The 16804-nt window shown below is 66.3% G+C and carries 4 protein-coding genes; 1 reads left to right on the forward strand and 3 read right to left on the reverse strand.

What is annotated here, in order from left to right; translation table 11 throughout:
• Positions 1 to 122 precede the first annotated feature (122 nt).
• The 3 genes from G6N13_RS09330 to G6N13_RS09340 form a co-directional block, all read right to left on the reverse strand.
• On the reverse strand, positions 123 to 1361 hold the full coding sequence (locus tag G6N13_RS09330; RefSeq protein WP_407663885.1) for an alpha/beta hydrolase family protein: 1239 nt from the start codon (positions 1359 to 1361) through the stop codon (positions 123 to 125).
• A 456-nt stretch (positions 1362 to 1817) separates the two neighbouring features.
• Complete coding sequence (locus tag G6N13_RS09335) at positions 1818 to 3653, reverse strand: acyl-CoA dehydrogenase (protein ID WP_163696454.1); 1836 nt, start codon at positions 3651 to 3653, stop codon at positions 1818 to 1820.
• Positions 3654 to 3961: 308 nt separating this feature from the next.
• Entirely contained in the window at positions 3962 to 14974 is an 11013-nt protein-coding gene (locus G6N13_RS09340) for a type I polyketide synthase (RefSeq protein WP_163696456.1), read from the reverse strand.
• 376 nt (positions 14975 to 15350) lie between these two features.
• Between G6N13_RS09340 and G6N13_RS09345 the strand changes: the two genes are divergently transcribed.
• Complete coding sequence (locus tag G6N13_RS09345; protein WP_322789314.1) at positions 15351 to 16760, forward strand: condensation domain-containing protein; 1410 nt, start codon at positions 15351 to 15353, stop codon at positions 16758 to 16760.
• The last annotated feature ends 44 nt before the right edge of the window (positions 16761 to 16804 follow it).

A 16804-nucleotide genomic window follows, 5' to 3' on the forward strand; every position in this document is an offset into this window, starting at 1 on the left:
GCATCCTCTTTGTTTACCAGGGTAGTGACGTAAACAAAGGACCGCCGCTGGACACGAGGGGACTCCAGCGGCGGTTTTTATGGACCCGCTGGGCTGGGCCCCGGAAGCATTGGGCCCCGCACTTATTGGGCCCCGGAATCCACCAAGCCGGACTGCACCAGTGCCGCATCGACGAACTGCTGAACCGGACGCGCTTGGAAGAACCCGGTGTGACCACCGCGGTACCAGCCGATGTTCGGGCGGCCCCAGTGCTCCCACAAGCCGAGCACCTGTTCGCGCGGATGCACGATCCGGTCGGCGACGCCGGCGTAGATGAAACGGCCTTCCGGCGCCACCTTGGGCTGCAGCGACAGCGGGGAGATCATGTCGCCGATCGGCTCGGCCAATTCCAACGTCCGGTAGCGGGGATCGTCGGTGCTCATGCCGGAGTGGCGGCCCAGGATCGAGACCAGGTTGGCCGGCGGTACGCCGAGGATCGCGCACGTCAGGTCCTCGTCGAGACTGGCGACCAGCGCCGCGAGATAGCCGCCGAGCGAGATGCTGTTCAATCCGATCCGGGCTCCTGGCTGTTCGGCACGAATCCAGGCCAGTACCCGGCGGATATCCCACACCGCCTGCGCGGTGGCGTGCACGTCGTCCATGACGTCCTCGCCGGGGAAGACCGCGCCCTTGGGCAATCCCCTGGCGCGCGGACCGTGCATTGGGAGCACGGGAAGTATCACGTTGAGACCGAACTGCTCGTGCAGGTGTCGAGCCCGGAACAGCGTGAGGTCGAGGTTGGCGCGGCCCATCTCGGTTCCGTGCACGCACACCAGCCAGGGGCGTGGTTCGCGGTGGCGCAGCATCATCGCGTACTCGCGGTGGTTGCCGGTGTAGCTCAGCCAGCGCGCGCGGCCGGGTTCCCGGGCGAAGGGCTGGTAGCCGCTGGTGAACGACAGCCGCTCGTGGCGGCGGCCACGGACGTTATAGGACCGGATGGCGACGTCGGTCGGCGCCGGCGGGGCGGCGAAGAAGCCCTCCGGGCGGGCCCGCCAGCCGCGCTCGTCGTAGAAGTCGATGGCCTTGCGGACCTCGGTGTTGATCTCTTCGTAGACGGCCGCGTCGCTCAGTGGGCGTCGCAGCCGGAGCCCGACCAGGACGATTTCGTCGCGCAGGGCGTGGGTGGCCAGCGACAGCGTGGGGCGGGCGACGGGCAATTCGTGGTCGCCGCCGTCGAGGTATTCGCCCCAGGATCGGGCGTAGTAACCGCCCGCCTTTGTGAAGGTCGCGACAATATTAGCCAGATGGTTCGCGCTACTCGGCTTTCTGCCGTTCTGCTCGTCACGCTCGGGGATCGCCCCGTTGCTGTCAAGCATTGCCATTCCTAGAAGGTACCGGATAGCTAGTTAACTGCCAGGACTCAAAGTCCCGATATCTGCCGGTTGACGCGCAATCGCGGGCAAAAAGTGACCAAAATCCCGGCGTGGCGCTACCCGGACTGCGCCGGCCGCAGCACGGGAGCGCGGCCGCGTTCAGCCGGATGAGGTGCGGCACGATGGTTGCTAGATGATCGTGATCAAGATGTGCTCCGACCGCCCCGATCCCTGGCTAACGTGCTGCCCCAGAGGGGTCGGGGATGCGCAATCGCCGGATGGGTCGGGCACGGGTTTTCAACGTAGGCATGCTCGCGTTACCTGTCATCGGGACCTTCGGCACGACTGCCGATCTGCTGGGCAGAATGTTCAACCAGTGCGACGGGTTCCCCGATCCGCCGGCCGACACCTCGAAATGTGCTCGCTGCCATTAGCCGTGCCACTGACTTCGTCGGGGGCGAAACGTTAGAAGGCAGCCTCGTCGAGCTCCATGATGTCGTTGTCGATCGTCTCGATGACCAACCGCGTGCTGGTCAGCAGCGGCAGGAAGCTCTTGGCGAAGAACGACGCGACGGCGATCTTGCCCTCGTAGAACGAGCGATCGGCACCGGTGGCGCCCGCGTCCAGCGCCGCGATGGCAACCGCGGCCTGACGCTGCAACAGCCACGCGATCACCAGGTCGCCGACGCTCATCAGGAAGCGCACCGAGGCCAGGCCGACCTTGTAGATGCTGCTGGCGTCCTCCTGCGCGGACATCAGGTAGCCGGTCATCGACGCGGCCATGGCCTGGACATCCTCGAGGGCCTTGGCGAGCAGCTCACGCTCGGTCTTGAGCCGGCCGTTGCCCGACTCGTTCGCGATGAGCTCGTTGATCTGGCCTGCCACGTGGGCCAGCGCAACGCCCTTGTCGCGCACGATCTTCCGGAAGAAGAAGTCTTGCGCCTGGATGGCGGTGGTGCCCTCGTAGAGCGAGTCGATCTTCGCGTCGCGGATGTACTGCTCGACCGGGTAGTCCTGCAGGAAGCCGGAGCCGCCGAAGGTCTGCAGGCTCTCGGTGAGCTTGGCGTAGGCCTGCTCGGAGCCGACACCCTTGACGATCGGCAGCAGCAGATCGTTGACCTTGACCGCGAGGTCGGGCTCGACCCCCTGCACAGCCTTGGCCACCGCGGCGTCCTGGTAAGTGGAGGTGTAGAGGTACAACGCCCGCAGACCCTCGGCGTAGGCTTTCTGGGTCATCAGGCTGCGACGCACGTCCGGGTGATGGGTGATCGTCACGCGCGGCGCGGTCTTGTCGGTCATCTGGGTCAGGTCGGCACCCTGCACGCGCTCCTTGGCGTACTCCAGAGCGTTGAGGTAGCCGGTCGACAGCGTGGCAATAGCCTTGGTGCCCACCATCATTCGGGCCTGCTCGATCACGTCGAACATCTGCGCGATGCCCTCGTGGACCTCGCCGACGAGCCAGCCCTTGGCCGGGGTGCCGTGCTGGCCGAAGGTCAGCTCACAGGTGGCCGAAACTTTCAGGCCCATCTTGTGCTCGACGTTGGTGACGAACACGCCGTTGCGCTCACCGGGTGCGCCGGTCTCGGCGTCGAAGAGGAACTTGGGCACGATGAACAGCGACAGACCCTTGGTGCCCGGTCCGGCACCCTCGGGGCGGGCCAGCACCAGGTGCAAGATGTTCTCGAACATGTCGTCGGAGTCGGCGGAGGTGATGAACCGCTTCACGCCGTCGATGTGCCAGGAGCCGTCGTCCTGCTTGACGGCCTTGGTGCGGCCGGCGCCGACGTCAGAGCCGGCATCGGGCTCGGTCAGGACCATGGTCGAACCCCAGCCGCGCTCGGCAGCCTGGATGGCCCACTGCTTCTGCTCCTCGGTGCCGAGGTTGTGGACGATCTGGGCGAAACCGGCACCGCCGGCGTACATCCAGACCGCCGGGTTGGCACCGAGCACATGCTCGTGCAGCGCCCACACCAGAGTCTTGGGCATCGGCATACCGCCGAGTTGCTCGTCGAGGCCGACCTTGTCCCAGCCGCCGTCGATGAACGCCTTGACCGACTTCTTGAACTCGGCCGGCAACGTCACGGTGTGCGTCTCGGGATCGAAGACCGGCGGGTTGCGGTCGCCGTCGACGAACGAGGCGGCCAGCGGGCCTTCAGCCAGCCGGGCCATCTCACCGAGCATTTCCTGCACAGTGTCAGCGTCGAGATCGCTGTAATCACCCGTGCCGAGGGCCTTCTCGAAACCGAGAACCTCGAACAGGTTGAATACCTGATCGCGAACGTTGGACTTGTAGTGGCTCATGACGGTTACTCCTCAGCGAGAAAAGTCATCTGAACGTGGGCTTTGTGGTTGGGGACTCGGGTCTAAGTTACCCACCAGTAACCCGAAACTATACCGGCCGGTAACCGGAACGCAAGCCTCTGTGAGCAAGTTCCATCAGCTAATCAACCCACTGGTTGGGTCGGCGGCTTGCTGGGATCAGCAAGCCGCGCGTATCTGCAGCTCAATGGGGTGCGAGCGTCCGCGCAGCGATGTGGAGTGGTGTCACCAGAAACGCCGGTAGCGGTGCGACCTTGGTCACACCGCTACCGAAACAACGACCTTTCGGGTCAACTTTCGACGTTGGAATCAGCCGCGGCCGGCACAGCGACTTCGGGTTCTCCAGCCGCCGCAGAGTCCGGCTCACCCGACGGTGCGTCGGAATCCGGAAGCTGCGAGACCAGATGCTCGGCGAGTTCACCCAGAGTCGGGTAGTCGAACACCGCGGTCGGGCTGATATCGAACTTGCCGCCGAACTGGCCGAACAAGCGGTTACGCAGTTCGACCGCCATCAGAGAGTCTGTGCCGAGGTCCAGGAACCGGCTGCCCGCGGCAGGCGGTTGTGCGAGCCGGAGGAAACCCTGGACCTCGCGCTGCAGGAACTCGGTGATGAACGCGGCCCGCTGCGCCACCGGCGTTTCTTGCAGCTGCCGGAGCAACTCGCTGTCCCCGGTGACAGCTCCATCGCCGCGTGGCAACACCTGATCGAGAAGCGGCGGGCGGATACCACCCAGCATCTTGGCGGTCCGCTGCCAGTTGGCCTTGAGGACGGTGGTCTGCGCCGCGCCGTGCCGGATCGCCTCACCGAGTGCGGACAAGGCCGCCGACGGCTGTAGGGGCATCATGCCCTGTGCGCTGAGATTGGCCAGCGCGGCTTGCGAGCTGGCCATACCGCCCTCGCCCCACGGGCCGAAGTTGACGGCGGTGGCCGGCAAACTGTGCGACCGGCGCTGCGCGACGAGCCCGTCCAGCAGCGCATTGGCAGTGGCGTAGTTCGCTTGCGAGGGCGATCCGAGCACCGCCGACGCCGACGAGAAGAGGATGAAGAACTCGAGCTCGTCATCTTTGGTCAACCGGTGCAGGTGGTAGGCGCCATAAGCCTTGGGGCCCAGGGTAGTCCGGAAGTGCTCGAGGTCTTGCTGCGGTAGCAGCGCATCGTCGAGCACGCCGGCCAGGTGCGCAACCCCCGCGAGCGGCGGCAGCTCGGCCCTGATCTTCTCCAACAGTCCGGCGACGTCGGACTCCTCACCGATATCGGCGGAGAAGACGTGGACCCGGCAGTGTTGGAACCGTTCGGTGATGGCGTCGATGGCCTGCTGGGTCTCGGCATCGGGAGCGCGACGGCTGGTCAGCACGATGTCACCGGCCCCGAGTTGGGCCAGATACGACGCCGTGTGCAGGCCGAGCGCGCCGAGGCCACCGGTGATCAGGTAGCTCCGATCGCCGCGCGGCTGCAGCGGTTTGGGCATCTGCACCACGATCTTGCCGATGTGCCGGGCCTGCTGCATGCGGCGGAAGGCGGTCCTGGCCTCGGTCAGCGGATAGACCTCGGCAGGCACCGGCGTCCACTCACCCTTGGCCAACCCGTCGGACACCTCGACCATCAGCCTCTGGATGTGGTCGGGATCGGTCATCATCGTCACGTCCAGCGCGACGATCTCGTAGGCGATATCGGGACGAAGCGCAGCCATCTGCTCAGTCGTCCAGATATCGCGCTTGGCGATCTCGGCGAACCGGCCGCCCGTGGCGGTGGCTCGCACGGTGGCCTCGACGAAGCCCTCGTTGGTTAGGGAGTTGAGTACCACGTCAACACCCTTGCCGCCGGTATCCGCAAGGATCTGATCTGCGAAATCCGTTGACCGCGAGTCGTAGACGTACTCCACCCCCATCTGACGCAGAGTTTGGCGCTTGTACTTGCTGGCGGTGGCGAACACGGTCGCACCGTGCGCCCGAGCCATCTGCACCGCAGCCAACCCCACCCCACCGCTGGCGGCGTGGATGAGCACCTTGTCGCCGGGCTTGAGCTCGGCCCAGTCGAACGCGAGCCGGACCGTCAGTGCCGCAGCGGGAATGGTCGCCGCGTCGACTGCGCTGATTCCGTCCGGCACCGTCGCGAGCAGCGGCGCGGGAACATTCAGCCGGCTGGCGAACGCCCCCTGCATGGAGCCGAACACCCGCTGACCGACCTCGAAGCCGGTGACCTCGGAGCCCAATTCGGTCACGACACCGCACAGGTCGCCACCGATCGGGCCCGGATCGCCCGGGTAGAGGCCGAGCACGTTGAGCACGTCACGGAAGTTGAGGCCGGCGGCCTCGATCCGGACCTGTACCTCGTTAGCCTTCGGCGGTTCCACCTCTGCCTCGGTGAGACGCAGGTTGTCGATCGCACCGCGCTCGGTGGGCGCCAGGGCGTAGTCGTCGCTTCGCGGCATCGGCAACTGGCCGTTACGGGCCCAGTGCAGCAGCCGCGACACCAGGAAACGTCCTTGGCGCACTGCCATTTCGGGCTCGACGACGGCTGTGCCGAGTGCACCGGCCAGCCAGCTCAGTGACTCATCGGTGGCGTCCCCGTCGACCAACCGGACCCGCAGTGTCGGCTGTTCGGCGATCAGGGTGCGGCCGAATCCCCACAGCGCGGCCTGCACCGGGTCCACCGGCTCACCGGGCTCGGTGGCGACGGCACGCTCGGTGACGATCCACAATCCGTCGCGCAGGCCCTCGGTCACCCCGGTCTGCGCGGCGCCGAGCAGGGTCGCGATCTCGGCCTCCAACCGGACGGCGAGCTCGTCTGTGGAGCCATCAGTTGCTGCCTGTCCGGAACTGCGCCAAACGATTCCGGTAACCGGCGCGGCGCGCTCGGCAGCCTCGGCGAACACCCGCTGCCAGGACTGTGGGTCGTGCACATCGTCGACCGTGACAGCGCCGGGTAGCTCGGTGGCCAGCGTGTCGAAACCGGCGATCAGCCAGGTGCCCTTGGCCGTGCTGTTGTCGGCGTCTTCGGCCACGGGGGCCGCGATCTCTTGCCAGCCCAGGGTGTACAGCAACCGGGTCGAGTCACCGCCCAGGCCGCGCAGCAGCGCCTCCCGCGGGGCGCGCTTGACGGTGAACTCGCTGATCCCGCCCAGCACACGCCCGTCGCGGTCCACGAAATCGAGGTCGAAGACTTGGGTTTCGTTGTTGAGCGCGTTGGTATGCCAACGGGCCCGGCAGTAGAACCGCCGCGGCATCTTGTCCTGCACGTGGACCTGCCCATACCGCAGCGGCAGGAACAGATCGGTCAATCCCTGTTCGGCGGCGAGTGTCGCCGGGAAGGCCGGGAACGCCACGCCGGTGCACAAGTCGAGCAACACCGGGTGGATCGGCTCGCTGCCCAGGTGTTCTCCGAGTTCCTCGCCGACGGAGATATCACCGATCGCCTCACCCTCGCCAACCCACAACGATTTCAGCGAGGTGGACCAGATTGGGCCCCAGGCCAATTCCATATCGTGGAAGATGTCGAACAGTTCCTGAGGGCGGGTGCGGTTCATCTGCTCGGTCGCCTCGTCCGGCGACTGCGTGTTCTGCGGCGATCCCGCTTCGGGATCGGTGCCAGACAGCAGGGTTCCGTCGGAGTTCAGCGACCACTCGGCATCGCGGACACCGTAGGGCCGGCTGTGCACCTGGAATTTCCAGCCGTCATCGATCGGATGCAAGGTGAGCTGAACCTCGCGGGATGCCTTCTCCGGCAAGATGATCGGCTCGTAGAAGAAGACTTCCTTCACCCGCGCCGGTGCGCCGGCCGAGGCCAGTGCCATCGCCGCATAGGTCGCGCCGGGTACCACCACCGTGCCGTAGATGACGTGGTGGGCCAGCCACGGCTGCGTCTTGACCGATAGCACGGTGGTGTAGACGGTGTCCCCGGATGCGAGATCCTTGGCGCTGCCCAGGATGCCCGACGCGGCCGTACCGTCGGCCCGGATCCCCGAGGTCTTGGGCCAGTACCGACGGCGCTGGAACGGGTAGGTGGGCAGCTCAAGCCGCTGGCCCGGGGTGTGGTGTTTCGCGGCGAAGTCCGGCCGGTGCCCACAGATGTACGTCGCGGCAAGGGCTTCGGTGATCTGACGCTGAGCGTTGGAACCCTTGCGCAGTGACACGATCGCGCGCGGGGTGGCCGACGACTCCGGCCAGATCTGCAAGGCAGCCGCGGTCAGGATCGGCTGGGGACCGATCTCCATCACTACCGAGCATCCCAGCGCGGCAACCGTGCGCACACTTTCGGTGAACTGGACGGGCTGGCGAGAATGCCGGCGCCAATACTGTGCGTCGATCGGCGTCTCGCTGGTGAGCATGGCGCCGGTCCGGTTGCAGACCAGGGGCCGTGAGGGCACGGCGTAATCGAATTGCTTTGCGAACGACTCGAATTCGTCCAGGACCGGATCCAGCAACTCCGAATGGAAGGCGTGGCTGGTCTCCAACCAGGTGCAGCGGGTGCCATCCTCGCTGCAGGTGGCGACGATCTGTTCCAGATCCTCACCCGGGCCTGACAGCACCGTGTTGCGGCCGTTATAGGCGCCGACCGAAACTCGCGGGAAGGCCGTCGCCGCCCGTTCCACGTATTCCGGATCGGCGAATACCGCCACCATCCGGCCACCGGCGGGAAGGCTGCCGAAGAGCCGACCGCGTTCGGCGATCAACGTGGCACCGTCCTCCAGGCTGAACACGCCGGCCACGCATGCAGCGGCGTACTGGCCCACGCTGTGCCCCAGCACCACGTCCGGCTCGATCCCCCAGGACTGCCAGAGTCGGGCCAGCCCCATCTCGACGGCGAAGATCGCCGGCTGGGCAAACGAGGTGTGTCGCAGCGTTTCAACGGCCTCGCGGTCGCTGGAGAACAAGACCTCCAGCAGCGGCCGGGGCAGCATCGGGTCAACTGCTTGCGCGCAACGACGCATCGTGTCGTCGAATACCGGTTCAGTGTCGAACAATTCGCGCGCCATACCCGGATACTGGCTGCCCTGTCCGGGGAAGAACCAGGCCGTTGTCGGCGGGTCGGTGCATTCGCCTCGTAGCACGCCCGGGCGCAGCCGGTTCGCCACCAGATCGTCCAGTAGCAGCTTGGCTTCGTGGCTGGACGTCGCGACCACCGCGGCCCGGTGCTCGAAGTGGGACCGTCCGGCTCCTGCGGTGAAACACACATCGGCCAGCGGAGCGTCCGGATGGGCGTCCAGCCAGGTGGAGTAGCGCTGCGCCAGCGCGACCAGGCCTTGCGCGGAGCGTGCCGATAGCGGCAACAGGCTCAACGGTTCGCGGACGGTCTCGACTGTGGTTGCGGTATCGCCGGATTCGTCGGCTATTTCGTCGGCGTCGGTTCCCAGCGGTTGCGGCGCCTCTTCGATCAGCACGTGTGCGTTGGTTCCGGTGAAGCCGAACGAGCTGACGCCTGCGCGTCGCGGCCGGCCGTCGGTGTGCCACGGCGTCGCCGTGTCCACCACCCGCACCGGCAGCGAGTCCCATGGTATGTGCGGTGACGGGTTCTGGAAGTGCAGGTTCTGCGGGAGCAGTTCGTGCTGCAACGACAACACGACCTTGACCAGCCCCGCTACGCCAGCGGCGGACTCGAGGTGCCCGATGTTGGTCTTGGCCGTTCCCATCAGCAGCGGCCGGTTCGGGTCGCGGCCTGCGCCGTAGACCGCCGCGGCCGCCTGCACCTCGATCGGATCACCCAGTGGAGTACCGGTGCCATGCGCTTCGAGATAGTCGACGTCCGCGCCAGTGAGGCCGGCACGAGTCAGCGCCGCGGTGATAAGCCGCTGTTGCGCAACACCATTGGGCACCGTCAAACCGCTGGAAGCGCCATCCTGGTTGACCGCGCTGCTGCGGATGACCGCGCAGACCCGGTCACCGTCGCGTTGCGCGTCGCAGAGCCGCTTGAGTACCAGGATGCCGCAACCCTCACCGCGCGCGTAGCCGTCGGCGGCCGCGTCGAAGGTCTTGCATCGACCGTCGGGGGCCAGCATCCGCGCGCGGGATGCGGCGACGATGGACGCCGGGCTGAGCAGGACGTTGACACCACCGGCCAGGGCCATGTCGCAATCACCCGAGTGCAGAGCCTGGGAGGCTTGATGGACCGCTACCAGCGACGAGCTGCAGGCGGTGTCCACCGCCATCGCGGGGCCTTCCAGGCCGAGAGTGAAGGCCACTCGGCCGGCAATGGCGTTGAGCGCGTTGCCGGTGATGAAATGCGCTTCGAGGTTCTCGACCGATTCGCCGGAGAGCAGATGCGAATATTCGTTCGCGCCGACGCCGACGAACACGCCGGTTCGGCTGCCGCGCAGGGCAGACGGCGCGTATCCGGCGCGTTCCAAACCCTCCCAGGCGATTTCGAGCATCAGGCGCTGCTGCGGATCAATCCAGACGGCCTCGCGCGGCGATATGCCGAAGAACTCCGGGTCGAACCCATCGACGCTGTCCAGGTATCCGCCGCTGCGGGTGTAGATCTTGCCCGGCATCTGCTGATCGGGGTCGTAGAACTCGTCGACGTCGAAGCGGTCCTCGGGGATCTCACTGATCGCATCCACCCCGCCGGACAGCACATCCCAATAGGCGTCGACATCGGGTGAGCCGGGGAACCGGCACGCCACCGCGATGATGGCGATCGGCTCATCGGTCGCCGAGGTTGCCAGCGAGGTCGGCTGGGCCGCAAGCTGACTGCCGGCCCGTTCGTTGAGGTTGAGCACATCGGACAACAGGTGGTCGGCCACATCGGTCAGCCGCGGGAAGTCCATCGCCAGGGTGACCGGCAGTTCTTTACCGACCGCCTGCTCCAGGCGGCGGCGCAGTTCCACGGCCATCAGCGAATCCATGCCAAGGTCGAAGAACCCGGCTTCTTCGCGGATCTCCGACGCGTCGGTGCGGGTCACTTCCGCGACGGTGTTGCGCAAGTAGTCCAGGACGAGTTTCTTGCGCTGCTGCACCGGTGCCGCGGTGAGCTGTTCGACAAGCCGGGTTGTCCCGGATGCCGGCGCTGTCGCGGCCACCGATTCGGGCACCTCACGGCCCACCTCGGCCAGTAGGGCACGCCGGCCGGCCTGCAGGTAGATCGGCAAGAACCGGGCCCAGTCGATCCGTGCGACCACGGCCTGTGAGGGTCCCTGCGAACCGGCGGAAGCCATGACCTCGGCCATCCCGGCCAGTGCGTCCGACGGCGACAGGGTGCGGATGCCGCGCCGGTCCAGCTGGGTCCGGGCGTCCTGGTCGGCCATGCCCGCCGACCACGGGCCGAAGTTGACGCTGATACCGGGAATGCCCCGCTCGCGCAGGTGCCAGGTCAATCCGTCGAGGAAGGCGTTCGCCGCGCTGTAGGCGCTCTGGCCGTAGCTGCCCCACACCGAGGAGATCGATGAGGTGGACAATAAGAAATCCAGCTGTAGGTCTGCGCTTGCCTCGCTCAGATTCCAAGCGCCCCAGACCTTCCCAGAGAACACCCGATCAATGTCGGTGCTTTCGAGAGAGCTCAGCGGGGTGGTGTCGTTCTCGCCGGCGGCGTGTACGATACCGGCCAGCCGGGGAAGTTCGGCCTGCACCGTGGCGAGCAGGCGTGCGACATCGTGCGGATCGGCGACGTCGGCGGCGATCACCCGGACGGTGCAGCCGTGCTGCTCGCGGAGAATCTCGATGCGACGTTGCGCGGCCTCGCCCGGTGCGCGCCGACTGGTGAGCACCAGCTGGCGGGCGCCGTGCGCGGCCAGGTACCCGGCGATCTCCAGGCCGAGCGCTCCCAGGCCGCCGGTCACCAGATATGTTGCGTCGGAACGCAGTTCCAGCGGTGTCGAGTTCGGCTGGCCGGTGCGACGGATCAGCCGGGGAACGTGCACGGTGTCGCCGCGAAGGGCGATCTGGTCTTCGCCAGATGAGGCCGTGACGACCTGCTTGATCAACCGTGACCACTCGTCAGCGCTACGGCTGGACAGGTCGATGAGGCCGCCCCACACCTGCGGATACTCCAGCGCGGCGGCGCGGCAGAATCCCCACAGGCTGCTCTGCTCGGGTGCAACCGTGTCATCGCCGGTAACATGTTGCGCACCATGGGTTGTCACCCAGATCGGGGTGCGTAGTTCAGCAGCGGCCGCGGCGCGGAACAGTCGCTGGGTGCCACCCAGGACACGGTGTTGCATGCGTAGCAGCGAGCGCATCGACGTCGCGCCGTCGGACTCCAGCGCGGCGATATGCAGGATCCGCAGTCCCGGCTCGTCGTGTACCGCAGTGCGTAATTCATCGACCAGGCGTTCCTCGTCGGCGTCGGACACCGGCAGTCCGAGGATGCGGTGCCGGTGGCCATTGGAGGTCAGCGCATCGATCACAGGCTGCATCGAGGCGGCGTCATCGCCGATGAGCAGCCACGCGGCTCCCTCGCCGATCTCGGCGGGGGAGGAGTTCGTGGACCGCTCCCAGCGGATCTCATAGCGGATGTCAGCGATCGATTGTGCGCTTCGCTGCCGGTTATGTTGGGCCGCAAGCTTGTTGAGCACATCGGCGGTTGTCAGACTGGTGCCTGCCGCATCGAGCAGGGCAGCGAGTTCCTCGATGCGGCCGTCCTCGAGCAGTTGGACCGCTTCGGTGCGCGCCGTGTCAGCGGCGGCCGTCTGGTTTTGTTTGGCGGTGAACCAGTACTGGCGATGCTGGAAGGGATAGGTCGGCAGATCGACTTTGTGCGCGGGCTCGGCTATCAGCGCACCGAAGTCGGGCAGATGTCCGGCTACGTAGGCTCCCGCCAGGGCCTCGGTGACCTGGCGGTGGTCGGCACCATTGCGACGCAGCGACGGGACAGCCTTGGGTGCGGTCGCCGGGTCCGGCCAGGCGCGCAGGGCCGCGGCGGTGAGCACCGGCTGCGGGCCTACCTCGAGCAGCAGTGTGCAGCCAAGTTCAGCAAGTGTCGCAACACTTTTCGCGAATTGGACCGGCTGACGCGCGTGGCGGCGCCAGTAGGTGCCGTCCAGGGTGGCGTTGCGCCCCAGCGTGGCGCCCGTCCGGTTGCAGATCAGAATCCGCTGCGGTGAACCGAATGTGAACTCGTTCGCATAAGACTCGAAAGCGTCGAGAGCCGGATCCAGCAGTGACGAGTGGAACGCGTGGCTGGTGTCGAGCCAGTCGCAGCGGGCCCCGTCATCGGACAGCGTGGCAACCGCCTGCTCCAGGTCGGCGGCGGGTCCGGACAGCACGGTGTTGGCACCGTTGTAGGCGGCCACCGACAGACGGGGGTATTCGTCGGTGAGGCGTTCGACGCGGTCCGGGTCGGCGAAGATTGCCGCCATCCGCCCGCCTGCGGGCAAATCTCCGAAGAGCCGCCCCCGCTCGGCGAGCAATCGCGCGCCGTCTTCGAGGCTGAATACGCCTGCGACACAAGCCGCCGAATATTGGCCGACGCTGTGTCCGAGCACCACATCGGGTTCGAAGCCACGCGCCTGCCACAGCCGGGCCAGGCTCATCTCCACCGCGAACAGCGCGGGCTGGGCATGCCGCGTCTGCTTCAGCTCCTCGGTGCCGTCAAGATCAAAGATGATGTCCAGCAACGGTTTATCGAGCACATCGGCCACGGCCTCGGCGCACCGGGTCATCGTCTCGGCGAACACCGGTTCAGTTTCGAAGAGCTCTTGGGTCATACCGGCGTACTGGCTGCCCTGTCCGGGGAACAGCCACGCCGTCTTCGGCGTGTCCACGCTGTCGCCGCGCACCAGCCCAGGCGCCGGGAGGTCGTCAGCCAGGGCCCCAAGCAATTCACGGGCGGACTCGAGGGAATTGACCACCAGGGCGGCCCGGTGCTCGAAGTGCGCGCGGCCGGCGCCGGCCGTCAGGCACACGTCGGCCAAGGTGGCTTCCGGATGTTCGCTCAGCCAGCTGCGGTAGTGCTCGGCGTTCTGGACCAGGGCGGCCGGGGTGCGAGCGGACAGCGGAAGGACCATGAACCGGCGGTCATCGGCCGCGGGCGCGGGGGTAGCCGGTGTTGCCAGTGGTGCCTCTTCGAGGATGACGTGTGCGTTGGTGCCGGAGAAACCGAACGAGCTGATGCCCGCGATACGGGGCTTCTCGGAGCGTTCCCAGGCCACCGACTCCTCGACGACGCGCACGGGGATCCGATCCCAGGGAATGTGCGGTGACGGATTGCGGAAGTTCAGGTGCTTGGGCAGCTCCTGATGCTCCAGGGACAAGACCACCTTGAGGACACCGGCGACGCCCGCGGCGGCTTCCAGGTGGCCGATGTTCGTCTTCGCCGAACCGATCAGCAGCGGCTGGTCTGCGTCGCGGCCTTTGCCCAGGGTGGCAGCTGCGGCCTGGACCTCGATGGGATCGCCCAGCGAGGTGCCGGTGCCGTGCGCTTCCAGGTAGCCGATATCGCTGGGGGCCAGCCCCGCCGATGCCAGCGCCGCACCGATCACCCGCTGTTGGGCGACCCCGTTCGGCACGGTGAGACCTCCCGATGCGCCGTCCTGATTGACCGCGCTACCGCGGATCACGGCCCGGATGTGGTCACCGTCGCGGATCGCGTCTTCGAGCCGCTTGATGGCGATCACGCCGCAGCCCTCACCGCGCACGTAGCCGTCGGCTGCCGCGTCGAACGTCTTGCAGCGGCCGTCAGCCGCCAGCATCCGGGAGTGCGAGAAGGTGATCATGGTGGCTGGGCTGAGAATGACGTTCACCCCGCCGGCCAGCGCGAGGTCGCATTCGCCCAGCCGCAGCGCTTGGCAGGCCTGGTGGATCGCCACCAGCGACGAGCTGCACGCGGTGTCGACGGTGACCGCGGGGCCGTGTAGTCCCAGCCGATAGCTGATCCGGCCGGCTGCCGCCGCGCTGGATGTGCCGATCGCCAGATAGGCCTCGATCTCGGGGTAGGTCAGGGCGTCTGATGCCATCCCCAGGAAGTCATGGGTGGCCAAACCGATGAAAACGCCGGTGCGGGTGTTCGCCAAAGTCGTTGGCGCGGTACCGCTATGTTCGACAGCGCGCCACGCGGTCTCCAGCAGCAGTCGATGCTGTGGATCCATCACGTTGGCTTCGCGGGCCGATACTCCGAAGAACGGTGCGTCGAAGCCGCAGACGTCGTCGACGAACCCGGCGCGCCGGGTGACGATCTTGCCGGGAGCGTCTGGGTCCGGATCGAAGAATTCCTCGACGTCCCATCGGTCTCGAGGCACCTCGGTGACCGCATCCCGGCCGCCCTGCAGAAGGTCCCAGTACTGTTCTGCGTCCGCGGCTCCGGGGAAGCGGGCCGCGTACCCGACGATCGCGAAGCGGGGTGGCTGCTGCGTCGGATGTTCGGTTAATGCCATCAGGTTGTGCTCTCCGCGTCGGGCCGGTATGACGTCGATCTGGTCGATACCAATCTGGCTCGATCCACTCTGGGAGACCACGTCAGGCCCAGGATTGCTTCCGAACGGCCACGGCCCGGTCATCTCCCGACAGCGACGGCCGGCACATCTCCCGTCGGCAAGTATTGCATGTGCGTTGCTGACCGACGCGCTTTCGGGCGCCGGTCACAGCGGCTCCATCGCTAGCCGCGCAGGGCCGTGGATCGGCCCCCGGCACCGCCTCTGAGCTGGCCCATCGGGTCGTTAGGCGACCGTCTCAGCCGCAGGCGCTATGTTGGTCTGGCCACTAACGTTGCCGGTCCTGAGGCCGTAGCCGCGGCGACCTGGGAGGGAAATATTGCAAATCGGGAAGATTTCGATCGGCACAATCGATGATTGGTCGCCGAGACCCGGTGTGGTGACGTCGTGGCGGCCGACAAGTGCCGCCATGGAAAAGGCTCGGCAAGCCCCGGTCAGTTCGGTGCCTGTCAGCTATATGCAGGGTCAGCATATTCGCGGCGTCTACGAGCAGGACGCCGCCGGGCTCGACTATTCACGCCAAATCATCGCTACCTGCGAAGTGCCAGGTCAATGCGATATTTCCGCCATGACTCAAGCCCTGAACGCGTATTTGCGCCGCCATGACACATATCGGAGTTGGTTTGAATACTCCGGTTCCGGCGATATTGTCCGGCGCACGATCGCCGATGCCGTGGATATTGAATTTGAGCCTGTTGAATTCGGCGAGATGGCCGCCGAAGACGCGCGCAAACATATCGTCGATATTCCGACTCCACTGGAATGGGGTTGCTTTTCCTTCGGGGTTGTCCAGAGCGCGGATCACTTCGATTTCTATGCCAGTATCGACCACGTCCACGGAGACGCGGCGTTGATCGGAATCACCATGCTGGAAGCGCACGGCATGTACACGTCGTTGACGCTGACCGGTCAGCCGATGCCCTTGCCGGAGGCCGGCAGCTTCGACGACTTTTGTCGCCAGGAGCACCACGCGAGCGCGGATCTGACCGTCGATTCGCCGGAGGTTCGGGCCTGGATTGAGTTTGCCGAGAACAACAATGGGACGCTGCCGGAGTTCCCGCTGCCGCTGGGCAACCCGCGGGAGCCGACGGTCGCCGACATGGTCGGCGATATGATCATGGACGCCGCACAGACTGCGCGATTCGAAGCCGCCTGCACGGCGGCCGGAGTCCGCTTCGTTGGTGGCCTGTTCGCCTGCACGGCAATGACGGATCACGAATTCACGGGTGCGGCAACATATTACGGACTCACGCCGAGAGATACCCGCAGGACCACCGACAACTTCACCACCCAGGGGTGGTTCACCGGTCTGGTCCCGATCACCGTCCCGATCGCCGCGACGTCATTCGGTGAAGCCGCCTGGGCGGCGCAGACGTCGTTCGACACCGGCGTGAGGCTGGCCAGGGTTCCGTATTACCGGGTGCTGGAGTTGGCGCCGTGGTTGGACAAGCCGTCGCCGAACTTCCCGGTCTCGAACTTTCTGCACGGCGGCGCCGCGCCGCTCAACGCTGTGCTCGCCGCCGCTGACATGGGCTACTCGAACAATATCGGCATCTACTCCGACGGCCGGTTCTCCTATCAGCTGACGATCTATATATTCCGGTACGAGGCCGGTACCGCGATGTCGGTGATGTTCCCGGACAACCCGATCGCCCAGAAGTCGGTCGGTCGGTACATAGCAGCGATGAAATCGGTGTGCGGGCGGGTCGCCGACGGCGGACATTGGTGACGACTTGCGAGTAGCGAGACCTCACGAGACACAGGTGAGGGCAG

The sequence above is a fragment of the Mycolicibacterium sarraceniae genome, from assembly GCF_010731875.1.
Classification (GTDB): domain Bacteria; phylum Actinomycetota; class Actinomycetes; order Mycobacteriales; family Mycobacteriaceae; genus Mycobacterium; species Mycobacterium sarraceniae.